Origin of the sequence: Sphingomonas floccifaciens (assembly GCF_042681125.1) — a bacterium.
Lineage (GTDB): Bacteria > Pseudomonadota > Alphaproteobacteria > Sphingomonadales > Sphingomonadaceae > Sphingomonas > Sphingomonas floccifaciens.
Genome location: NZ_JBHUFC010000003.1, coordinates 1,296,914 through 1,316,539, shown reverse-complemented (window position 1 = coordinate 1,316,539; position 19,626 = coordinate 1,296,914). Strand labels below are relative to the sequence as shown.

General features: G+C 63.9%; 23 protein-coding genes. 4 read left to right on the top strand and 19 right to left on the bottom strand.

Annotated elements, in window-relative coordinates; translation table 11 throughout:
- Positions 1 to 8: 8 nt before the first annotated feature.
- Genes ACFSC3_RS13190 through ACFSC3_RS13165 form a run of 6 tightly spaced genes read right to left on the bottom strand, consistent with a single transcriptional unit; the run spans position 9 to position 4,521 of the window.
- Entirely contained in the window at positions 9 to 1,064 is a 1,056-nt protein-coding gene (locus tag ACFSC3_RS13190; RefSeq protein ID WP_205498081.1) for an NADH:ubiquinone reductase (Na(+)-transporting) subunit F, read from the bottom strand.
- Between the two features lie 4 nt (positions 1,065 to 1,068).
- Positions 1,069 to 1,416, bottom strand: a complete 348-nt coding sequence (locus ACFSC3_RS13185; protein WP_198356615.1) for a phenol hydroxylase subunit P4 — start codon at positions 1,414 to 1,416, stop codon at positions 1,069 to 1,071.
- A gap of 12 nt (positions 1,417 to 1,428) precedes the next feature.
- Complete coding sequence (locus ACFSC3_RS13180; RefSeq protein WP_380940860.1) at positions 1,429 to 2,973, bottom strand: aromatic/alkene/methane monooxygenase hydroxylase/oxygenase subunit alpha; 1,545 nt, start codon at positions 2,971 to 2,973, stop codon at positions 1,429 to 1,431.
- Positions 2,964 to 3,233 carry an MmoB/DmpM family protein gene (locus tag ACFSC3_RS13175; protein WP_205498083.1) on the bottom strand — a complete coding sequence of 90 codons (270 nt, stop codon included), beginning with the start codon at positions 3,231 to 3,233 and terminating at the stop codon, positions 2,964 to 2,966. The genes ACFSC3_RS13180 and ACFSC3_RS13175 overlap by 10 nt, the downstream gene beginning before the upstream one ends.
- Positions 3,230 to 4,246 (bottom strand): aromatic/alkene monooxygenase hydroxylase subunit beta, encoded by a 1,017-nt coding sequence (locus ACFSC3_RS13170; RefSeq protein WP_380940859.1) that lies wholly within the window; start codon positions 4,244 to 4,246, stop codon positions 3,230 to 3,232. Before ACFSC3_RS13170 ends, ACFSC3_RS13175 begins: the two co-directional genes overlap by 4 nt.
- Entirely contained in the window at positions 4,246 to 4,521 is a 276-nt protein-coding gene (locus ACFSC3_RS13165; RefSeq protein WP_205498085.1) for a phenol hydroxylase subunit, read from the bottom strand. Before ACFSC3_RS13165 ends, ACFSC3_RS13170 begins: the two co-directional genes overlap by 1 nt.
- Before the next feature lie 142 nt (positions 4,522 to 4,663).
- Between ACFSC3_RS13165 and ACFSC3_RS13160 the strand changes: the two genes are divergently transcribed.
- Positions 4,664 to 5,599, top strand: coding sequence for a LysR family transcriptional regulator (locus ACFSC3_RS13160; protein ID WP_205498086.1), 936 nt, complete (start codon positions 4,664 to 4,666; stop codon positions 5,597 to 5,599).
- On the opposite strand, the gene pcaD is transcribed toward ACFSC3_RS13160, so the two are convergent.
- The 7 genes from pcaD to ACFSC3_RS13125 are packed head-to-tail and all read right to left on the bottom strand — an operon-like array spanning position 5,546 to position 11,365.
- On the bottom strand, positions 5,546 to 6,385 hold the full coding sequence (gene pcaD, locus ACFSC3_RS13155) for a 3-oxoadipate enol-lactonase (RefSeq protein WP_205498087.1): 840 nt from the start codon (positions 6,383 to 6,385) through the stop codon (positions 5,546 to 5,548). The two genes, ACFSC3_RS13160 and pcaD, sit on opposite strands and share 54 nt — an antisense overlap.
- Positions 6,382 to 7,584: a 3-oxoadipyl-CoA thiolase gene (gene pcaF, locus ACFSC3_RS13150; protein WP_205498088.1), complete on the bottom strand. Its 1,203-nt coding sequence runs from the start codon at positions 7,582 to 7,584 to the stop codon at positions 6,382 to 6,384. Before pcaF ends, pcaD begins: the two co-directional genes overlap by 4 nt.
- A 2-nt stretch (positions 7,585 to 7,586) precedes the next feature.
- Positions 7,587 to 8,252 (bottom strand): 3-oxoacid CoA-transferase subunit B, encoded by a 666-nt coding sequence (locus ACFSC3_RS13145; RefSeq protein WP_205498089.1) that lies wholly within the window; start codon positions 8,250 to 8,252, stop codon positions 7,587 to 7,589.
- A complete protein-coding gene (locus ACFSC3_RS13140; RefSeq protein WP_205498090.1) occupies positions 8,249 to 8,956 on the bottom strand; it encodes a CoA transferase subunit A in 708 nt (235 codons plus the stop codon). The genes ACFSC3_RS13145 and ACFSC3_RS13140 overlap by 4 nt, the downstream gene beginning before the upstream one ends.
- A 15-nt stretch (positions 8,957 to 8,971) precedes the next feature.
- Positions 8,972 to 9,862 (bottom strand): dioxygenase family protein, encoded by an 891-nt coding sequence (locus tag ACFSC3_RS13135; RefSeq protein WP_205498091.1) that lies wholly within the window; start codon positions 9,860 to 9,862, stop codon positions 8,972 to 8,974.
- A gap of 45 nt (positions 9,863 to 9,907) precedes the next feature.
- Complete coding sequence (gene catC / locus ACFSC3_RS13130) at positions 9,908 to 10,198, bottom strand: muconolactone Delta-isomerase (RefSeq protein WP_198356625.1); 291 nt, start codon at positions 10,196 to 10,198, stop codon at positions 9,908 to 9,910.
- A gap of 3 nt (positions 10,199 to 10,201) precedes the next feature.
- Positions 10,202 to 11,365 carry a muconate/chloromuconate family cycloisomerase gene (locus tag ACFSC3_RS13125; RefSeq protein WP_380940858.1) on the bottom strand — a complete coding sequence of 388 codons (1,164 nt, stop codon included), beginning with the start codon at positions 11,363 to 11,365 and terminating at the stop codon, positions 10,202 to 10,204.
- A 480-nt stretch (positions 11,366 to 11,845) separates the two neighbouring features.
- On the opposite strand from ACFSC3_RS13125, the gene ACFSC3_RS13120 reads away from it, so the two are divergent.
- A complete protein-coding gene (locus tag ACFSC3_RS13120) occupies positions 11,846 to 12,772 on the top strand; it encodes an ArdC family protein (RefSeq protein WP_380940928.1) in 927 nt (308 codons plus the stop codon).
- A gap of 216 nt (positions 12,773 to 12,988) precedes the next feature.
- Here the strand turns inward: ACFSC3_RS13120 and ACFSC3_RS13115 are convergent, their stop codons facing one another.
- On the bottom strand, positions 12,989 to 13,726 hold the full coding sequence (locus ACFSC3_RS13115; RefSeq protein ID WP_205498095.1) for a DUF3800 domain-containing protein: 738 nt from the start codon (positions 13,724 to 13,726) through the stop codon (positions 12,989 to 12,991).
- Positions 13,683 to 13,847 (bottom strand): DUF3800 domain-containing protein, encoded by a 165-nt coding sequence (locus ACFSC3_RS13110; RefSeq protein ID WP_205498096.1) that lies wholly within the window; start codon positions 13,845 to 13,847, stop codon positions 13,683 to 13,685. The genes ACFSC3_RS13115 and ACFSC3_RS13110 overlap by 44 nt, the downstream gene beginning before the upstream one ends.
- Positions 13,848 to 14,391: 544 nt before the next feature.
- On the opposite strand from ACFSC3_RS13110, the gene ACFSC3_RS13105 reads away from it, so the two are divergent.
- Positions 14,392 to 14,583, top strand: coding sequence for a hypothetical protein (locus ACFSC3_RS13105; RefSeq protein ID WP_205498097.1), 192 nt, complete (start codon positions 14,392 to 14,394; stop codon positions 14,581 to 14,583).
- A gap of 191 nt (positions 14,584 to 14,774) precedes the next feature.
- On the top strand, positions 14,775 to 15,392 hold the full coding sequence (locus tag ACFSC3_RS13100) for a ParB/RepB/Spo0J family partition protein (protein ID WP_205498098.1): 618 nt from the start codon (positions 14,775 to 14,777) through the stop codon (positions 15,390 to 15,392).
- Positions 15,393 to 15,441: 49 nt separating this feature from the next.
- Here ACFSC3_RS13100 and ACFSC3_RS13095 read toward each other — a convergent pair.
- The 4 genes from ACFSC3_RS13095 to ACFSC3_RS13080 all read right to left on the bottom strand — a co-directional run bounded on the left by ACFSC3_RS13095 (position 15,442) and on the right by ACFSC3_RS13080 (position 19,405).
- A protein-coding gene (locus ACFSC3_RS13095) for an IS5 family transposase (RefSeq protein WP_205498099.1) occupies positions 15,442 to 16,199 on the bottom strand; the annotation gives its coding sequence in 2 pieces (ribosomal slippage) (positions 15,442 to 15,866 and positions 15,866 to 16,199; 759 coding nt in all).
- Between the two features lie 177 nt (positions 16,200 to 16,376).
- Positions 16,377 to 16,844, bottom strand: coding sequence for a hypothetical protein (locus ACFSC3_RS13090; RefSeq protein WP_205498100.1), 468 nt, complete (start codon positions 16,842 to 16,844; stop codon positions 16,377 to 16,379).
- A complete protein-coding gene (locus tag ACFSC3_RS13085) occupies positions 16,841 to 17,854 on the bottom strand; it encodes an EthD domain-containing protein (protein WP_205498101.1) in 1,014 nt (337 codons plus the stop codon). Before ACFSC3_RS13085 ends, ACFSC3_RS13090 begins: the two co-directional genes overlap by 4 nt.
- Before the next feature lie 441 nt (positions 17,855 to 18,295).
- The gene (locus tag ACFSC3_RS13080) at positions 18,296 to 19,405 is read right to left on the bottom strand and encodes an alkene reductase (RefSeq protein WP_205498102.1); all 1,110 of its coding nucleotides are present in this window, start codon (positions 19,403 to 19,405) and stop codon (positions 18,296 to 18,298) included.
- Positions 19,406 to 19,626 lie beyond the last annotated feature (221 nt).

Here is a 19,626-nt window from a genome sequence, read left to right as displayed (position 1 = left end):
TGATCTGTTCAGAGCTTCTTGAAGAACGGCGATCGGACAGACTTCTCCGCGTCCGCTGCGGTGGCAAATTTTTCGACGAAGATGTCTTTCTCGAACAGCCGGCCCTTCATGAGCGACCCGATCCCTGCCTCGATCATCGGGGGCGGACCGCAAAGATAGGCTTGGTGACCGGCGAAACGGCCGCCGAAGTGGCGGTCGGCCGCCTCATGGACGTAGCCGGTTTCTCCACCCCATTCGTCCTGCGCCTCCGCCTGGGAAACGACGGGTATGTAGCGAAACAGCGGGTTCTCATCGGCGATCCGCCGAAACAGGTCGGCGAAATGCAGGTCGTGCGGTCGCCGGACACCGTGAAACAGCGTGATCTGCTGGTCATACCCCTGTTCGATAAGCTCGAGCACCATGCTCTTGGGGCTGGATAGTCCCGAGCCACCGGCAAGGAAGATCAGCGGCTTGTTCGCCGAGCGCCTCACGAAGAAGTGTCCGAACGGACCGGCGAAGCGCATCTCGTCCCCGACCTTCAGCTCCTCGTGCAGGTGCTTTGTCGCCTTGCCGCCTGGCACAAGCCGGATATGAAGCTCGACGACGCCGGTTTCCGCGGGGCTGTTCGCGATCGAGAAGGCGCGTGTCCCCTCGATCCCGTCAATCGTCAGGTTGACGTATTGACCGGCCTGGAACGCGACCCCGGTCGGAACCGAGAGCCACACGCCGAGGATGTCGGGTGTCAGCATCTCGCGCCGGGTTACCGTCCCGACGTAATCGGCCACCGCGATCCGCTGCGCGTCCGGATCATCGTCGACGTCCGCCTCGATCGTGACGTCGCCCTCGATCGTGGCGACGCAGGCCAGGGTCGCCCCCTCGTCCCGCTCGAAGTCCATGAGTGCGAAGGAACTCGCGCCGCCGTGATCGACTTCGCCTTCGAGCACGGTAACCTTGCAGGTGCCACACAGGCCATGCCCGCAGGCGTGGGGCAGGTAAATCCCCGCCCGGAGGCACGCGTCGAGGAGGTTCTGGCCTTCAGCCACCTCTACGGTGTCGCCGGTCGGTTCGATCGTGAGCGTCGGCATGATGTCAGGCGCGGCCGGACGGTTGCGTCCAGAAGCGAATGAGCGACTTGTGGCCGACGCCCTGTTCGCCGATGCCCTTGGCCGCTTCAGGCTGCCAATCTTCGCCGTCCAGCATCCAGCGCGCGGTCGAGAGATCGACCTCCGCCCAGTCGGGATCAACCGAGTAGAGCGAGGGTAGGATTTCCGCGGTGAGCGCCCCGAAAGGCGTCTCAGGCGGCAGCGGCAGCGTGATCGCCGAGCAGAAGTTGTTGTGGCCCTCCCAGTGGACATAGACGAGTTGGGCGCCGCCGAAGTTCTCCACCCGGTCGCGGACCGGGCCGGAGTAACCGGGGTTGAGGCTTGCTGTAGGCATCGATGGTCGTCCTTATTCCGCGGCCACGGCCATGGGAGCGGCAGGGCGTCGGCCTTCCATCCACTTCTCCCACTGCGCCTCCTCGGGCGAGCCGGCATAATCCAAGTTATCGGCACCCTGGTTTATGTGATACCAGTCGAGGACCTCCGGAACGGTCGCGCCGCCACAATTGCCCTGGAAGATTTGGTGGACCGGAAGCCACGCCTGTGAATACTTTTCCGGCTCATGGTCGAAGATGTCCTTACAGCCGTCGGAGCAGGTATGGTACTTGTCCCCGCCGAACTCCGAGACGCGGAAGCTGATCGTGGTGGGATCGTCGACCTCCGTGAACGCCATCGGAACCTGACATACCTGGCAAAGCTGCGGCAGCCCGTTGTTGTAGAAGCGCTTGCCCTGATCGGCCTGGTCGCGCCAATTGAGATAGCGCTGCTCGTAGTGCTGTGCGAACGTGTCCGGATACTTCTCGCGCAGCCAGGCGAGGTGCTGATCATCGACATCCCACGTGTGGACGGCCGCGGCGTGGGTATAGTTGTAAAAGATCGTCCACGCCTGGTGGGTGATGTGACCCTTCTCGGCCTTGGCGACGTCGGCGTACTTGGGCTCGCGGATGCCGTAGCGGGCAAGGTCCGCGAACAGCGCACCGCCTGCTTGCTCGTAGTAGGTCTCCCACGCCTCGGCCCAGGACATCACCTTCTTCGGCAGCATGTAGTCCATCATCATGGCGACGAGGGTGAGGAGCCGGTATCCCCGCCAAAACCACTTGTCGATCCAGCCCTGCACGATCGGCACGTTGGCCTCGTCCTGCTCCAGCAGGAAGCGGACGGCCTCGAGGCCGAGCGTCATGTGCCGGCTCTCGTCCGACTGGGCGGAAAAGCCGAACGTCACGGTCGCCATGTCGCCGTTGTAGGCGGCGCCCGACATGAACGGCACGAACAGCAGGTTGGTGAGGACGTACTCGAAGGCGAAGCTGATCGCGGTGAGGAACTCGAACGGCCCCGCCGTCGTCGCGTCATCGAAGAACGACTTCGGCACTGACAGATACCACACCCGGTCATGCATGTGGGTGAAGTCGTGGATGCCGTCGAAGAACTTGTTATAGTGGCTGATCGTGTGAATCTGCGTCTGGCAGTGCCGCAGCTCGTCGATCGACTGCATCTGCGCCGCCACCCGCAGGCCTGCTCCAGGCAGATGGCGTGCGAGGTGCGCGAAGTGGCGGTGCGCCTGATATTCCAGCGGCGTCACGCCCTGGATGAAGAGCTTTACTGCGTTCAGGTAACGCGCGTCGGTGATGCCGAGCTGCCCGTTGTTCTGCGCCATCGAATCGATGACCGCGTAAAGCTTGCGCTCTTTCTCTGCCTGAAACTTCCAATAGGCGTCCATGGTCAGCTTGAAGGGGTCTTCCCACGCATCCCAGTCATGGACCTTGATCCCCTCGTATTTGGCGAACGGGAAGATGTCGTCCTTGGACTGATAGCTCGGCTCCCAGTCGAGGCCGCGGGTGAAGTGGCCGTACTTCTGCTTCAGGTTCAGCTTACGGGCTGCCATGATTACCTCCAATAAACCGCGAAATAGTCATCGTCCTCGTCGACCGAACCGGACAGCGAGATGACGCTCAGGTGGATTTCCTGCGGGTCCCAGTCGCGCCCCAGTCGCTCGGATACGCTGGCTGCCTTGATCTCGAGCCGTCCCGGCCGGTCGATCTTCGTCATCGCAGGCATCGTGCGGCGTTCGGCGCCCGGATTGTCGGCCATGATCGCCTCGGCGATCGCGAAGCCGTCCTGGGAGTTCTGCAATGTGATGGAGACGGGCTGGGTCATGCCGCCTTCTCCCGTTCGGCGATCGCGCCGAGACCGGCCACCCGGTCCTGAAGCTGCGCACCGATCTCGGCGACCGCGGATGCGCCCCGATCGCCGAGCACCATGTCCGCGACCGGCTGAATCGCGGCGCGAGCGCGCTCGTCCCAGCGGTCGAACCAATCCCTGAGAGTCTGGCGATTGGCCTCGGATTCTCCTGCTGCCGCCTTGAGCACTGCGTCGGTCCAGCGGCTGTTGTCGGCGAACCAGTCGCCGAGGAAGCCGGTCATCATCGACAGCGGCGAGCCGTTATGGGCGGCACCGGCGCGATCGAATGCCTGTGTGACCAGCGGGTAGACGTAGCCGTCGAGCACGACGAGCTGGGCCATGAAGAGCTCGAACCAGTCGCGCACCACGAGGAGATCCTCGACCAGACGACGCATCGGCTGCCATTCGGGCGCATCGAGCCACTGTGTCTTGGCGGCGAGGAGCTGCTCGTCGGAACCCTCGCCGAGGACCAGGCCGATGCGCGAGATGATCTGGGCGATTCCCAGCCGATCGGTGCCGCAGAAGGCGGCTGCCGACGTGATCTGCGTTCCATAGCCCCAGTCGGCGATGAGCTGGCAATTCATGTTCGCCGCCCATTCGACGTGACGCAGCGGCAGCAAGTAGGCCGCGAACATCGCCCGCCAGTCCGCATCGACGCTGCCGACGAGACCGCGCTTGTCGACGAAGTTGACCGCATCGTCGAATGACTGCTGCATCGCCGAGCGGCTGATGTTGTAGGTCGCATAGTAGAACTGGCGCGGATCACGGAACGCGTACCAGTCGGCCATCTCGATGGCGGTGCGACGCGGGTCGAACAGCTCGCGCTCCGGATCCCAGGTCGGGCGGTAGTGGAAATTGGTGACCGGCTGCACGTCGTAGGTCGCCTCCTCGTAGCGCGAGGCCGCCTTGTCGGTCCCGAACCGGCGCGCAATGTGCGAGAAGGTCTGCCGCCGGGGCGTGATCGCCTCAGCCTGAATATCGATGTTCATCAGTGCGCTCCGACGGAAAAGAAGTTGGGCGCCGATCCGCTGACCATTCGCAGCACGGTGGCGCTTTCGGCGGGATCGGCGGCGGTGACCAGGCACCGGTTTTCAGTGCAGAAATCACGAAAGGCGGGGATCGGCAGGACGAGTTCGACCGTGAGATCGGGGTCACCGTAAACGAAGTCGAATTGCACGACCTGCTTTTCCGTGACGCCCGTCACAACGGCCTGGAGCTTGGGTCGCCGTGCCGGATCGCCTCCGGCTGTCCTTGTTTCAAGCATGACACCTCTTCCTTCGAGGCCGTCTTCGCGGCTTCTAGATGGAGAGAGTGTCTGACGCCACCATGTCGATCAAATACAATGTGGGCACATGTTAATGCCGAAACGGTATTGCCTCTTCGCTCTCCACGCGCTGTGATAGGGAATGGCCCGTCAGACATCCCCTTCCGATCCGCCAACGGCCGCATCACCTGGCATTGATGTTCGCCGGCTGCGGTATTTCCTCGCTGTTGCGGAGGAACTCCACTTCGGCCGCGCCGCCGAGCGCCTCCACATCGCCCAGCCGGCGCTGAGTCGACAGATCGCGAATCTCGAAGCCGGGATCGGGGCGCTGTTGTTCGACCGGACTCGGAGCACGATCGGGCTGACCGCGGCGGGCGAGGCGCTGCTTCCCCGCGCGCGGGACATTATCGTCCGGGTCGCCGACGCGGCGCGGGTGGCAAAGCGCGCATCGGAGGGAACTATCGGGGTGATCCAGGTCGGTTTCGTCGGCTCGGCCACGTTCTCGATCCTGCCCGGCGTCTTTAATCGCTATCGGGCTGCTCACCCGGACGTCGAACTCGTCCTGCACGCGATGAACACCGCAGAATTGCGCGTCGCGCTCATCGAGCGCTCGATCGACGTCGCGTTCGCACGGCCCGGCATCCAGGATCCTGAAATCGTCAGCGAGGTAGTTCAGCGCGAGCCGCTGGTCGTTGCCCTACCTGAGGTGGATGATCTAGCGCAGCAGGACCACGTGGCACTCGCCGACCTCGCCCTGCGCCCCTTCGTCCTCTATCCACGCCAACCCCGGCCGAGCTTCGCCGATCATGTCCTTGGGCTATGCCGGCGGGAAGGGTTCGTGCCGACGATCGTGCAGGAGACGCTGGAAATTCAAACCGCGCTTTCGCTGGTATCCGTCGGTGCCGGCGTCGCCATAGTGCCCGAGTCAGCGTCCGAGGCGCAACTTACCGGTGTCGCCTATCGTCCGTTTCTCGGCGACGTTCCGCAGACGCAATTGAGCCTGGCCTACCGGCGCGATAATCGCTCACCGGTCGTAAGCGGATTCTGCGCCCTCGCGCGCGACCGGCGGGCGCGATGAAGATCGCGCGAGGAAGTCGAGTACGAGCGACGCGAAGCGGTTCGGCTGCTCGATGTTCGATAGGTGGGCGGCATCGAGCATCTCGAGCGTGGCGCCGGGTATCGCGCTCGCAAGCGCCTGGGCATGATCGGGCGGCGTCGCCGGATCGGCGCTGCCGCCGATGACCAGCGTCGGCACGCCGATCAGCGTCGCGGCGCGTCGCATATCCATATCGCGGATCGCCGCGCAACAGCCGGCATAACCGGTCGGGTCAGTCGAGCGCAGCATCTTCACGATCGGCTCGATCGCATCCGGATGGCGCATCGCGAAGCCCGGCGTGAACCATCGTGCGATCGAAGCCTCCGCCAGCGGGGCCATACCCTCGGCGAGCACTGCAGCGATCCGGGCATCCCATGCCGATGGCGGCCCCATATAGCCCGAGGTATTAGCGAGCACGAGCCGATCGAGCCGGTCGCTTTCACGTATCCCGAGCCATTGGCCGACCATGCCGCCCAGAGAGAGTCCACAGAAATGGAACCGGTCGATCCCGAGCGACGCGGTTAGTTCGACAACGTCACGGCCCAGGCGGTCGATACCATATGCACCGGCAGAAGCCTGCGATCGTCCATGACCGCGGGTATCGTAGCGCAGCACACGATAGGTTTGGGCAAAGGCGTCGATCTGCGGTGCCCACATGCCGAGGTCTGTGCCGAGCGAGTTTCCGAGCACGAGTACCGGAGCATGTGCGGCCCCGTCGAAGCGATACGCGATGGTGCAGCCATCTCCAAGGGTCACCGTGTCCGTCATGCCCGCTCCAGCACGAGGCCGATGCCCTGTCCCACGCCGATGCACATGAACACGAGCGCGTAGCGCCCATCGATTCGATGCAGTTCTTCGACCGCCGTCATCGCGATACGGGCACCCGACATGCCGAGCGGATGGCCAAGCGCGATGGCGCCCCCGTTCGGGTTGACGCGAGGATCATCCATGGCGACGTCCAAGTCGCGCAGAACCGCGATTGCTTGCGCGGCGAACGCCTCGTTAAGCTCGATCACGTCCATGTCAGCCATTGAGAGGCCGGTGCGGGCGAGGAGCTTACGAGCCGCCTCGATCGGACCCGCGCCCATGATCCGTGGAGCGATGCCGGACGATGCCATGGCAACGATGCGGGCTCGGGGTATGAGTCCATGGCGCTGCGCCGCATCGGCAGAGCCGACGACCAGCGCCGCAGCGCCGTCGTTGAGACCGGATGCGTTCCCGGCCGTCACGGTCCCATTCACGGTTACCACCGGCTTCAGCGCCGCAAGTCCTTCGGCGGTCGTGTCCCGTGGATGCTCGTCGACGGCGAACACTACCGCATCGCCACCTCGCCGTGGCAGCGTCACGGGTACGATCTCGACACTGAAACGGCCGTTATTACGCGCAGTGGCTGCCTTCATCTGACTCGACAGGGCAAAGCGGTCCTGTTGCTCACGGGTGACGTTCCACTGCTCCGCGACCGCCTCGGCGGTCTGCGGCATGGTGTCCACACCCCATGCCGAGCGCATCGCCGGATTGACGAAGCGCCAGCCCATCGTCGTATCCTCAATCGCCTGTCCGCGATCGAAAGGCTTGGCGGCCTTGCCCAAGACATAGGGCGCACGGGTCATGCTCTCGACGCCTCCCGCGATAAGGAGGTCGGCATCTCCCGAGCGTATCGCCTGCGCCGCCTGACCAACGGCGTTCAGGCCCGAGCCGCACAGGCGATTGATCGTCGCTCCCGGCACGGTTTCGGGCAGTCCCGCCAGGAGCACGGCCATGCGGGCGACGTTGCGATTGTCCTCGCCGGCCTGGTTCGCACAACCGAGGATAACGTCGTCGACCTCCGACCAGTCGACCGATGGATTGCGTTCCACCAGCGCCCGTAGCGGGATCGCGGCGAGATCGTCGGCGCGAACCCCCGCGAGGCTACCGTTCAGCCGGCCGATCGGGGTGCGAATGGCATCGCAGATGAAGGCGTCCGACATCGTCAGGCAGCCTCAGCCACGGCATTCTCGATGCGCGCACCTGTGCTCGCGCGCAACTCATCGGCCGTCACACCGGGCGCGGTCTCGAGAAGGCGCAAGCCCGGCTTGTCGCACGCCAGTACGCCCAGGTTGGTAATGATGAGGTCGACGCACGCCTTCCCGGTCAGCGGGAGTGAGCAATCGGAAAGGATCTTGAATTCGCCGTCCTTGCTCGTGTGCTCCATGACCACGACGACGCGCTTGACGCCGGCGACCAGGTCCATCGCGCCGCCCATTCCCTTCACCATCTTCCCCGGAACGGTCCAGTTAGCGATGTCGCCGGAGGCGCTCACCTCCATGGCGCCGAGGACCGTGAGATCGATGTGCCCACCGCGGATCATCGCGAAGCTGTCCGCTGAAGAGAAGAAGGAGGAGGTCGGCAGCTCCGTGATCGTCTGCTTGCCCGCGTTGATGAGATCGGGATCCGCCTCTCCTTCGTAAGGGAACGGCCCCATGCCGAGCATGCCGTTCTCAGACTGGAGCACGACGTCCATGCCGTTCGGAATGTGATTCGCCACGAGCGTGGGGATGCCGATGCCGAGGTTAACGTAGTAGCCATCGCGCAGCTCCTGCGCCGCGCGCCGGGCCATCTCGTCGCGGGTCCAGCCCCGCCTGTGATCGACAATCATTCGTGCTCCCTCGCGCGCGTCGTCAGCTTTTCGATGCGCTTTTCATTGATCGTGCTGCGTACGATCCGGTCGACGTAGATGCCTGGCGTGTGGATGCAGTCGGCGTCGAAATCGCCAGGCGCGACGATCTCCTCAACCTCGGCGACGGTTACTTTCCCGGCGGTCGCCATCACCGGATTGAAGTTGCGGGCCGTCTTGCGAAACATGAGATTGCCTGATGGGTCCGCACGCCATGCCTTCACGATCGCGAGATCGGCCCGCAGCCAGGTCTCGCGGATATATTCCTCGCCGTCGAAGACCTCGACCGGCTTGTCCTTCGCGACCACCGTTCCCGCGCCGGTCTTAGTGTAAAAGGCAGGTATACCGGCACCACCGGCGCGGATGCGCTCGGCGAGCGTCCCTTGTGGCGTCAATTCAAGCTGCAGTTCGCCAGAGAGGTATTGTTGTTCGAATAGCTTGTTGTCCCCGACGTAGCTGGAGACCATCTTCGCGATCTGCCGGCTTTCGAGCAGCATCCAGAGTCCGAAACCATCGGCACCGGCATTGTTCGAGACGACAGTCAGGTCACGGACGCCGCTTTCGCGAATCTCGGGAATCAGGCTCTCGGGATTACCCGAGAGCCCGAACCCGCCCGACATGATGGTCATTCCGTCGAACAGCAATCCGTCCAGCGCCGTCGCGGGCGTGTCGTACACCTTGTTCACCCACAGCGCTCCGGATCAGGCGGCAGCGCGCGAGCGGGCCGAGAAGACCTCGTCATCGCTCGACGCCGACCGCTGCAACTCGAAGTCGAAAGCGACATAGGCGCTGTCGCCCTGACGCTGGGGAACCGGGAGCAGGCCCTCGCGCGTCGCGAACGCGAAGTCGTCGTTCGCGAAGGGATCGTCGCCGAAGTTGATCTGCGTGGTGAGCGCGCGATAGCCCGGCGCCTCAACGAAGAAGTGGACGTGCGCCGGTCGATTGCCGTGGCGGCCGATCGCCTTCAGCAACGTCTCGGTGGAGCCGCCAGGCGGGACTGAATAGCCGTTGGGCATCTTCGAGTGGAACGAGTAGCGGCCGTCGCTACCGATCTTGATGCGGCGACGATTATTGAACGGCGTCTGCGCGCCCGTCGGATCGAAGTGCGAGTAAAATCCCTTCGAATTGGCGTGCCACACGTGCAGGATCGCGCCGTCCGGATTCTCGCCCTCTGGACCCTTGATTTCACCGGTCATGTAGAGCGTGTCGGTCTCGTCGGGATCGTCGCTGAGGTCGGCGTCGCCCTCAACCAGCGGCGCGCCCTCAACATAGAGCGGTCCCTCGATCGTTCGCGGCGTACCGCCGCTCTGACCGGCCTCCTTGTCCTTGGCATCCATGTAAAGGTCCATGAAATGCTCTAGGCCGAGGCCGGGCACGATCAGGCCGAATTCACCTGCGCCGTTCTGGAAGAACTTGATCGCCGACCAGAACTCGCTTTCGGTGATGTCGTATTTGACGATCGTCGCCATCAAGCTTTCCACTAGGTCGCGCGTGATCGCCTTCAGCCGATCATCGCCACCCTCGACAGTCTTCCCGCTGGCGCGGTCCAGCAGCGCCTGCACCTCCGACGTCCTCACAAAATCCTGAATCATCGTCCTCTCCTTGTCGTTCGTTTGGTTAGGTTTGTTGTCCGCGGCTCAGCGGTCGTCGTCGTGGATCGAGGAGGGGTGTCGGCACAGCGCCGTGACGCGCACCTCCATGTAAGGGAATAGCGGCAACGTGCTCAGCAGGTCGTGCAGTTCACCGTTCGACGCGACGTCGAAGATGCTGACGTTGCTGTAGCGCCCGGCGACCCGCCACAGGTGCCGCCACACGCCCGCGTGCTGCAACTCCTGGGCGCGTGCTTTCTCCTTCGCCTTTAGCGCGTCGATGGCGGTGGGATCGGCGTCGTTGGGGATGTTCACATCCATGGTGACGTGGAAGAGCATCGCTCAGCCCACCGCCTGGAGAGCAACGGGCACCGTCGTCCGCGTAGGCCGATCGCGACGCAGCGCCGCCACCGCGCGTTCGCTCGGTTCCACCCCGAGACCCGGCCCAGTGGGCAGCACCAGGTAACCACCCTCATACCGCAGCGGCTCTTTCAGGAGTTCCTCGGTCAGGAGCAGCGGACCGAAGAGTTCGGTCCCGAAATCGAGGCCGGGGAAGCCGGCGAAGAGCTGCGCCGAGGCGATCGTGCCGATGCCACCCTCCAGCATCGTCCCACCGTAAAGGGAGATGCCCGCCGCCTCGGCGATCCCGGCCAGCTTCCTTGCCGCGAACAGGCCGCCGGCCTGCGCGATCTTGATCGCGAAGACGTCCGCCGAACGGTTGGAGGCCATGGCGTAGCCGCTCTCGGGTCCGCACAGCGCCTCGTCGGCCATCACGGCGACGAGGCCGCGCGCGGTTAACCTTGCCATGCCGGCACTCTGCGCCGCCGGGATCGGCTGCTCGACGAGATCCACACCCGCGTCGGCGAGCATCGGGAGCGCCCGCATCGCAGTCGTCTCGCTCCAGGCTTGGTTGACGTCCACCCTGACGCTTGCCCGATCGCCAAGCGCACGCTTAATCGCGGCGACGTGCGCTACATCCTCTTCGAGAGGCCGCTTGCCGATCTTGAGCTTGAACGCATGATGCCGATCCCGCGCGAACATATCCTCGGCCTCGGCGATATCGCGTTCCGTGTTGCCGCTCGCCAGGGTCCAGAGCACCGGTAGCCGATCGTGCAGTCGACCGCCGAGCAGCTCGCTCACCGGAACTTCGAGCCGCTTACCCTGCGCGTCGAGCAGTGCCGTCTCGACGGCATTCTTCGCGAAGTGGTTCGCGACAATGAGGCGGCGCAGCATCTCCATTGCCGCGGCCGGTCGCGCATCGCTTCCGGTCAGGACGGGCGCGATGTAGCGGTCAATCGTGAGCTTGATACTCTCGGGACTTTCGGCGCCGTAGCTGAGCCCACCGATCGTGGTGCCTTCGCCATAGCCGATCACCCCGTCCGAGCACACCAGGCGGACCAGAACTATCGTCTGAGACTGCATGGTGGCGACCGACAGGACGTGTGGTCTGATCGTCGGGACATCGAGAATGATCGTCTCGATGGCATCGATGATTGCGCCTGGCATCAGATAGTCCCTCTCCTCGTTGAGCAGAGGCTAGATGCTCACGATCATCAAGAAAAATGCCGTTTCGCTCCCCCACAATACCTTTTTGGCATTATACAAAAGCCGCGTTATTGATTTTGTTGGAATGCCTCCGCGCCTGATGTTCTGTCGGGCTGAGCGGCTGCCTTATGACGTGCCGCATCGCAAAACCTCACCGGAGCCGCGCGAGCGAGACGCCTTTTGCGGGTGCGACGATCCTCTTCGGAGGCTCGGCCGTACCGGGGGAACACCAAGGGCGCCTGCCCTTTCGTTCCCGAACGACAATCGACCGCCCGTGTAATCCGCCAAGCGTGGCCGACGCCCTGCAGGGCGTCGGCCACGCTAGGGCGGCTCGCCCGCGCCAGCGGAAGATTCTCGCCCTCCCTCCCCATCCCGTTCCTCGCCGGAAAGGCAGAGCCGGTTGCTGTTGCGACCGGCTTTCAGCCTCGAAGGAAAGGAAAAATCAAGGGACGGATCACCGACAACCGGGCCGACATCTATCAGGAAATCACCGATCAGATGATCGCCATGATCGAGGCGGGCACCCGGCCTTGGTCGAAATCGTGGAACGGTGTCCCTACGCCCAATATCCCGCTGCGCTCGACGGGCGTTCCCTATCGCGGCATCAACGTCCTGACCCTTTGGGTTGCCGCCATGACGAAGGGCTATGCCTCCCCGCATTGGCTGACCTTCAAGCAGGCGCTCGCGCTCGGCGGCTGTGTCCGCAAGGGCGAGAAGGGCTCGACCGTCGTCTATGCCAACAAGATCGAGGTGGACGCCGACAAGGGCGGAGAGCGTGCCGAGGACGGCAAGCGTCAGGTGGCGTTCCTCAAGCGCTACACCGTCTTCAATGCCGAGCAGATCGACGGCATCGAGGCGAAATATCCGGCTCCCGCCCCGATCATCACAGCGACCAATCCCGACGAGCGGGACGCCGAACTGGACGCGCTCTTTGCCCGCGTGCCGGTCACCCTCAAGCATTTCGGTTCGCAGCCCTATTATCAGCCGAGCGGCGATCATGTCGTCATGCCGCAGTTTGCCGACTTCCACACCAGCGACGACTATTACTCGACCCTGGCGCACGAGCTTTGCCACGCGACAGGACACGTCGACCGACTTGCCCGTCTCTCCCTCATTTCCACGAAGCGCGAGGACTACGCCCGCGAGGAACTGGTTGCCGAGCTAGGGGCCGCGTTCGTCAGCGCCACCATCGGCATCAAGCTTCACGACCGCGAGGATCATGCCGCCTATCTGGCGAACTGGCTCCAAGCCCTCCGCAACGACAAGAAGTGCATCTTCACCGCTGCGCGGCTCGCGCAGGATGCGTCCGACTGGCTGCTAAGCCGGATGGCCGTCGAGAAGGCCGCGGATATGGACGAAGCGGCGTAAGGCGCCTCGCCCCCGGCTCCGTAAGGGCCGGGGGGCGCGTCGGTACGGTCACGGTGCCGGAAAATCGCGCGCCGCCCGCCCGCCCGCCCGCCCGCTACGCGAGCAGGCGGCGCCGGCAATGTGCTTGCGACTTGGTAATTGAAAATCAGGGCGAATCGATTAAATGGGTTTTCGGAGGCTTTGTCGGCGGAAACGCTAGCATTGCCTTCTTTCGTTTCAGGGCCTCGGCTTCGGCCGCAGATCGTCGATCAGCTTGAAGCCGTAGATCCGATCGCCCCCTTCCGTCTCGCGCGCGAATTGCAACCGGTGAACCAGGTCGACCAGCGGGCGCAGCTCCTCGCGCGCCGGCGCCGTCATGCGCCTCAGACGGAGTCCCCAACTGATGACATAGGCGACGATAACGGCGGTCTGGACCAGCGTCGTCAGATCGCTGTGGACGAAGAACGGTTCCGGGATGATGAGCCGCGACCGGCTCCGCCCGTTGCGCGTGTTCACGAAGTAGTTCGACACTTGGCCGAGCAGGATGTGCGCCGCACTCCGGTCCAGCTCGTCGAACACGAGATAGCCCATCGGATCGCCGGGTAGTCCGTTGAGGAAATAGTAGCAGCGCTCGAACAGGAAGGCATAGTCTTTGCGGAGCGCTTCGCTCCGTTCGGGGCGCGGTGCCTCCTGCGGCACGATCGTCGCGAACACCTTGGCACCGTGGCGACGCGCCAGGTCGAGGCTGAAGCGGCAATACTCGACCTTGGCCTGTCCGAGCGCGGTCAACCGCGCCTTGGTGACGGCGGTTCCGTCGATCAGCAATTCCCGGGCGAGTTGTGCGCGCTCGACATGCTCGATCGGCTCGAGCTGCGCCGCGTGCTTGAACGTCTTCCGATCGAGGAGCTTCTGTGCCTTCGCCTCACGGCCATTAGGCCTCGAACAATCGCATCCCGAAGATATGCTGCTGGGCATCGGACAGATCACGGATCAGCGGCCAGACCTTGCGATCCTCGACAGCGATGCCGGCCAGGACCTCGTAGGGAGAGTGACGCTGATCCTGCCCCGATTCATCGATGAAAAAGCTCCAGCTCATGGTCGTGTGCGCATCCCCTTTTCGCACCAACGGTCACACTGCACGACCGCGCCCGCGCGCTGGAGGGTGATGCTAGAACGTCGGATGGAGAGTGGGCAACATCCTGAGCGGGAAAACCGATCGGGCGCGACCCTGCCGGGCACGGCTCTAGCGGCACGCGTGCCGCGCACCGCCCGAGCCAGCGTGCCGGCGTCTCGGCTCTGAGCGGGTGACGATCCTCGCGTGAGGTGTGCCACGTGGCACACCTGTGGCCGCGCCAACCGGCGCGAACACCGCTTTGCAGGGCGCCGCAGCCCTCCCCCGGAGGCCCGCCGTCGCGGGGAACACCAGGGCTGCTGCCCTTTCGTTCCCGAAGGAAAATAGACGGCCCCGTGTGGTCCGCCGAGCGCGGCACCCGACGCCCTTGGGGGCGTCGGCCGCGCTAGGGCGGCCTGCCCGCGCCAAGCCATCGATTTTCCTCCTCCCTCCCCGTCCCGCTCCTCGCCGGAGGGGCAGATCGGTTGCAGCGGCAACCGGCTGCGCCTCGAAAGAAGGAGAAAGGACAATGGCTTACACCCGATACAACGGCGACCCGTACTGGAAGCGTGCCAAGGTGGCCGGAACCAGCCCCGACGGCATCCCCTACGCCAAGGGCGACCGGGTTTTCTTCTATCCGCGCACCGGCGCGACCTACGCGGGCGACGCCGCGACCCGCGCATCCGCCGAGTTCGACGAACTGGCGAGCCTCGAAGGCTGACCCTCCCCCAGACACACCAAATTACGGAGCATCATCATGGCTCTCACCACCGTAAAGCTGTCGCAGCTTCGCCTCTTCCCGCTCAATCAACGCCGGGTGAAGCCCTCCGCCATCGAGAGCATGGCGGACGACATCGCCGCGCACGGCCTGTTGCAGAACCTTGCGCCTACGAGGAAGACGGCCTGTTCCATGTGTTCGCCGGAGGGCGGCGCTACCGGGGCCTCAAGGAACTGGCGAAGCGCAAGGCGATCAAGAACGGCGATGCGTTCCCCGTCGAAATCCGCACCAAGGAAGAAGCCATCGAATTGTCTTTGGCGGAGAACTTCCAGCGCGAGGACATGCACCCGGCAGACAGCATCCGCGCTTTCGCGGCGCTGCGTGACACCGGCATGGACGCCGAGGAAATCGCGGCCCGGTTCGGTCAGGCAGTCAGCTTCGTCTACAAGATGCTTCGCCTTTCCGCACTGGCACCGGCGCTGATCGACCTGATCGCCAAGGATCAGTTGTCGCTTGAGGCGGCGCGCGCGCTCACCCTCACCGACGACCACGACCAGCAGGTGAAGGTCTGCAAGGCGGCGAACGGCCACGCACACACCATCCGGCGGATGCTCACCACCGAGAAGGTGGACACCACCAGCGGCGCGTTCATCTTCGTCGGACGCGACACCTACGAGGCGAAGGGCGGGACGATCACGGTGGACCTGTTCAGCCAAGGGGCCGAAGGCTTTGCCGACCAACCCGAGCTTGTGCAGGAACTGGCAGAAGACAAGCTGCACACCATCGCCGACGAATATCGCGCGATCGGTTAGCATGAGGTCCGCGCCACGCTGGACCGGCCCTAGGGTCAGGACTCGTTGATCACAGCCAAAAGATGACGGTGGCAGCGAGGGCGATGGCGGAGAAGAAGGCGGTGGGGCAGCGGTCGTAGCGCGTGGCGACCCGGCGCCAGTCCTTGAGGCGGCCGAACATGATCTCGATGCGGCTGCGGCGCCGGTACCGGCGCTTGTCGTACCGGACCGGCTCGTTACGCGACCTGCGGCCTGGGATGCAGGGCTGGATGCCTTTGGCCTGAAGGGCGTCCCTGAACCAGTCGGCGTCGTAGCCGCGGTCGCCGAGCAGCCACTGCGCCTTCGGCATGTCATCGAGCAGCGCTGCCGCGCCGGTGTAGTCGCTGACCGGTCCCGCGGTCATGAAGAAGCTCAAGGGGCGCCCGTTTGCATCGGCGACGGCATGCAGCTTGGTGTTCATACCGCCTTTGGTGCGGCCGATCAGGCGGCCGAGATCCCCTTTTTAATCCGCAGGCTTGATGCCGTGCGGTGCGCCTTCAGGTAGGTTGCGTCGATCATGACCGTCTGCGGCTCGGCGCCAGCTGCAGCCAGACCTTCCATCATTCGCGTGAACACACCGGCCTCGCCCCAACGTTTCCATCGATTGTACAGTGTCTTGTGCGGGCCGTAGTCGCTGGGTGCATCTCGCCAGCGCAGCCCATTGCGGTTTACGAAGACGATGCCGCTCAGCACCCGCCGGTGGTCCACCCTCGGCTTGCCGTGGCTCTTTGGAAAGAATGGCCGCAGCCGCTCGATCTGCTCATTCGTCAGCCAAAACAGGTCGCTCATCCCGGTCTCCTTGTGGAGCCTGAATCAGATCGCGACGATCACATCAATGGGTCCTGACCCTAGCCAAGTTCGATACGAACTCTCACCATCCGCAAGGGGCAGGTAAGAATCAATTTAATGACGAGCTTTGAGTTGGAAGCCAACCGGATTTCGCACGTTCACAGTGACCAAAAACGGTCATTCCGGACGCAATTCTTCGTCCGTCAGCCGCTCGGCGACTAGCCCCGTAACGACCGTCTGGAGAATGTGTACTGCCCAGCGTTCGCTCGCCTTGCGCGCGCCCGCCGCTGTTTCGCCTTCGGTGATTCCGAGTATGGGCGCGATCCCGCCGATGTTCACCGCGTAAAGCGCAGTACCATAGGCCGCTGCGAGCAGCGGTACCGGCACGTCGGGAGCCAGACGCCGCAGTTGCGGCCACGCCGCCGCGAACGCCGCCGACGCACCGAGATGGTTGACGAACTCAACCGCCGTCGTACCTGCCTCGCCGATCACTGCCCGGCTGCCGGTCGTGTCGTCGATCCAGTCGACCGCATCGCGGTCCAGCGTCCTGCCGAGCACGCCACTCTTGCGCCCCGCCGTCATGACCAACGTAGTGACCACCCCGGCCACCAGTCCGCCTACGATCGCTGCCTTGTACGGTTTCATGCTTCTTCTCCGTTCCGGTCAGTGGCAAGCTCGGGCAGCAACCGGTTGATGACCGAGTAGTTGATCGCGCTCCACCATTCCGATCCCTCGCTGGCCAGCACGTTCTCGGACGCCTCGATCGCGGCATGGTCGGCGCTGACGAGATAGTCCTCGACGTCGTTCATCGATGCGAAGGCGAGGATCGAGACGGCATCGATCTTCGATCCCTCCGGATCTTCCTGTGTGGACCCGATATTGTGGAGCTGTGCATAGCGGCGCACGAATTCATGGGTCGCCGGAGCCTTCATCACCACTTCGGCATGCTCGTTCAGTAGACGGCGCTGGAGCACCTCCCGCGAGAGTTCGGGGCGGCGCATATGGATCTTGACCAGGCTGATCGGATCGCGGTGGCGCGCGGACGGAATAAGGATGAACTCACGCGTTATCTCGCGGGTTACCATGCGGAACGCGGTCTGCTCGTCGGCGATGATGCGCTCGGCGAACTTCTCTTGGCCCAGCACCCGCTCGATATCGGCTTCCTCGGCGTAGGTGATATAGGCGAGACCGTCCCAGCGCGGGCGGCGAAAGACGGGGACGCGGCGTTCGGGATCTTCCGGCAACCGACCGCTCTCGTCCACCATCGCGCGATAGGGCGGGCTAAAGAAGCAGGATGGCCCCGATGCGAGACGGTGCACCTGATCATAGCGTAGCACCCGTTCGGAGGAACTACCCGGCTCGTCCCACGCGAATTTTGGGCCATGGACCTTGCGCCAATATTCGTCCCAGTGCTCGAAGGCCAAGTTGGGATCAAGTTCGATTGCCAGTTCGTGCGGGTGGCGATCGGGGCTCGTCACCTCATCGCCCTGCCGGTCCTTCGACGACCCTTCGTCCTGCGGGCGTACGCCGCGCGACGTACCGTCAACCCGACTGACGAAGGTAGGCGTGACGATCAGCGGCTTCGTAGTCGCAGTGAACTCGCGACGGACGGGCGCACGGTGCGCATTGTCAGCGCGGGTGAAATCGGTGGACATGTGTCCCTTTCCGGTCAGCGGCTTGGCGCGCTAACGCACCAGCTGTGGTAGAGGGTGCAATGCACCGGCCCATCGGTAACGTGACCTGTAGCCGCTCGTATGTTCGTGCTTTTAACGACACCGCAATCCGTTGCACAGTAGACCCAATCCCGGACATTCAGGTGTCATCTTCGGAGCTCCAACTTCGGACCCCCATTAATGTCCGAAGCGGGGACTGCGTCATAGGCGCTCTCCCCGCCGAACCGCACGGCATCTTGCCGAGGAAAAATTTAGAGAAGCAGCGCCAATGGCAGCACTGTCGGCGCGGCGGCTGGACTTGCGATCGCCCCTGCGCCGACGGTGGCCACAACCCCGACCTCGCTCACCGACACCCGGAGGCCTCATCGCGATTAACCTGCGGTATGAGCTCGATCCTACGGCTGGCTCTGATGTGGGGCTGGCTCAGCCGCGATCCGGATTTCCGCGCATCGTCGGCCAGTCGGAATAGCCGACCGACCCGCCGCCATACCAATATTCTTTTGGCGCCTCTGCAAGCGGCGCACCTGTGCGCAGGCGATCAACGAGATCGGGGTTGGCAATGAAGGGCCGCCCCATGCTGAATAAATCGGCATCGCCACGCTCAAGAACCTCCTCGGCCAGCTTGAGCGTGTACTGGTTGTTCGCGATATAAGCCCCTTTGAAGCGCTTGCGCAGCGCACCAAAGTCGACGCCATCTGCGTCACGTGTCTGCTGCGTCACGCCCTCGATGTCGTGGACATAGAGCAGGCCGCGCTGAGACAGCGCATCAACATAGGTGCCGAAGGTTTCCATCACGGTGCTGTCGAGCGGCGTCTCGCCGGGCATTGTCGTTGCTGGCGACAACCGAATGCCGACACGCCCTGCGCCCCAAACGTCGACGACCGCGTCAACGACCTCGAGGGGGAAGCGCAGACGGTTTTCAATCGACCCGCCATAGCGGTCGGTTCGCCGGTTGGTGCTGTCGCGGACGAACTGCTCGAGCAGATAGTTGTTCGCCGAATGGACTTCGACCCCATCGAACCCTGCCGCCTTGGCGTTGGTGGCGGCGCGGCGATAATCCTCGACGATGCCAGGAATCTCGTCGGTTTCGAGTGCACGTGGCGTGACGTGGTCCTTCATCCCTTCCTTGGTGAACGCCTGTCCGACCGGCTTGATCGCAGATGGCGCGACCGGCGGCTTTCCGCCCTGTAGGTCCGGATGCGAGATGCGCCCAGTATGCCACAACTGAAGAAACATGACGCCGCCACGATCATGGACGGCCTGCACGATCGGGCGCCACGCCTCGATTTGCTGGTCGTTCCAGATGCCCGGTGTCAACGCATAGCCGACCGCCTGGGGAGATACGTTGGTTGCTTCGCTTATGATGATCCCGGCGTCAGCGCGCTGTGCGTAATAGTCTGCGGCGAAAGCGGGCGGGATCCCGTCTTCGTTCGAACGGCTGCGCGTCAATGGCGCCATGACGATGCGGTTGCGCAGCGACAGGTCACCGATCTGGACGGGCTGCAATATGGGCGATGTGGAATGGTCGGGCATGGTCGGCGATATCCATCAAGCAGTGCAAGATTAGGAACGCTGAACGGACAAGCTGCCGTTACGGTCCGGCGTTCGGCCAGATTCATCGGGACGAGCCGTGCTACGCTTCGCTGTTAACAGTCGCGGGCGCGATAACGACCTTCCCGCAATGACGCGCCGTCACGCGCTTCCCTGGCTCTTCAATCAAGTCGTCCGCGTCCGTGAGTTCGTCAATCACCTGG

Excerpts from the sequence above, each read along its gene's own strand:
- ACFSC3_RS13190 (WP_205498081.1), bottom strand. The coding sequence starts at position 1,064 with ATGCCGACGCTCACGATCGAACCGACCGGCGACACCGTAGAGGTGGCT.
- ACFSC3_RS13185 (WP_198356615.1), bottom strand. The coding sequence starts at position 1,416 with ATGCCTACAGCAAGCCTCAACCCCGGTTACTCCGGCCCGGTCCGCGAC.
- ACFSC3_RS13175 (WP_205498083.1), bottom strand. The coding sequence starts at position 3,233 with ATGACCCAGCCCGTCTCCATCACATTGCAGAACTCCCAGGACGGCTTC.
- ACFSC3_RS13170 (WP_380940859.1), bottom strand. The coding sequence starts at position 4,246 with ATGAACATCGATATTCAGGCTGAGGCGATCACGCCCCGGCGGCAGACC.
- ACFSC3_RS13165 (WP_205498085.1), bottom strand. The coding sequence starts at position 4,521 with ATGCTTGAAACAAGGACAGCCGGAGGCGATCCGGCACGGCGACCCAAG.
- ACFSC3_RS13160 (WP_205498086.1), top strand. The coding sequence starts at position 4,664 with ATGGCCCGTCAGACATCCCCTTCCGATCCGCCAACGGCCGCATCACCT.
- pcaD (WP_205498087.1), bottom strand. The coding sequence starts at position 6,385 with ATGACGGACACGGTGACCCTTGGAGATGGCTGCACCATCGCGTATCGC.
- pcaF (WP_205498088.1), bottom strand. The coding sequence starts at position 7,584 with ATGTCGGACGCCTTCATCTGCGATGCCATTCGCACCCCGATCGGCCGG.
- ACFSC3_RS13145 (WP_205498089.1), bottom strand. The coding sequence starts at position 8,252 with ATGATTGTCGATCACAGGCGGGGCTGGACCCGCGACGAGATGGCCCGG.
- ACFSC3_RS13135 (WP_205498091.1), bottom strand. The coding sequence starts at position 9,862 with ATGATTCAGGATTTTGTGAGGACGTCGGAGGTGCAGGCGCTGCTGGAC.
- catC (WP_198356625.1), bottom strand. The coding sequence starts at position 10,198 with ATGCTCTTCCACGTCACCATGGATGTGAACATCCCCAACGACGCCGAT.
- ACFSC3_RS13125 (WP_380940858.1), bottom strand. The coding sequence starts at position 11,365 with ATGCCAGGCGCAATCATCGATGCCATCGAGACGATCATTCTCGATGTC.
- ACFSC3_RS13115 (WP_205498095.1), bottom strand. The coding sequence starts at position 13,726 with ATGCCCAGCAGCATATCTTCGGGATGCGATTGTTCGAGGCCTAATGGC.
- ACFSC3_RS13110 (WP_205498096.1), bottom strand. The coding sequence starts at position 13,847 with ATGAGCTGGAGCTTTTTCATCGATGAATCGGGGCAGGATCAGCGTCAC.
- ACFSC3_RS13105 (WP_205498097.1), top strand. The coding sequence starts at position 14,392 with ATGGCTTACACCCGATACAACGGCGACCCGTACTGGAAGCGTGCCAAG.
- ACFSC3_RS13090 (WP_205498100.1), bottom strand. The coding sequence starts at position 16,844 with ATGAAACCGTACAAGGCAGCGATCGTAGGCGGACTGGTGGCCGGGGTG.
- ACFSC3_RS13085 (WP_205498101.1), bottom strand. The coding sequence starts at position 17,854 with ATGTCCACCGATTTCACCCGCGCTGACAATGCGCACCGTGCGCCCGTC.
- ACFSC3_RS13080 (WP_205498102.1), bottom strand. The coding sequence starts at position 19,405 with ATGCCCGACCATTCCACATCGCCCATATTGCAGCCCGTCCAGATCGGT.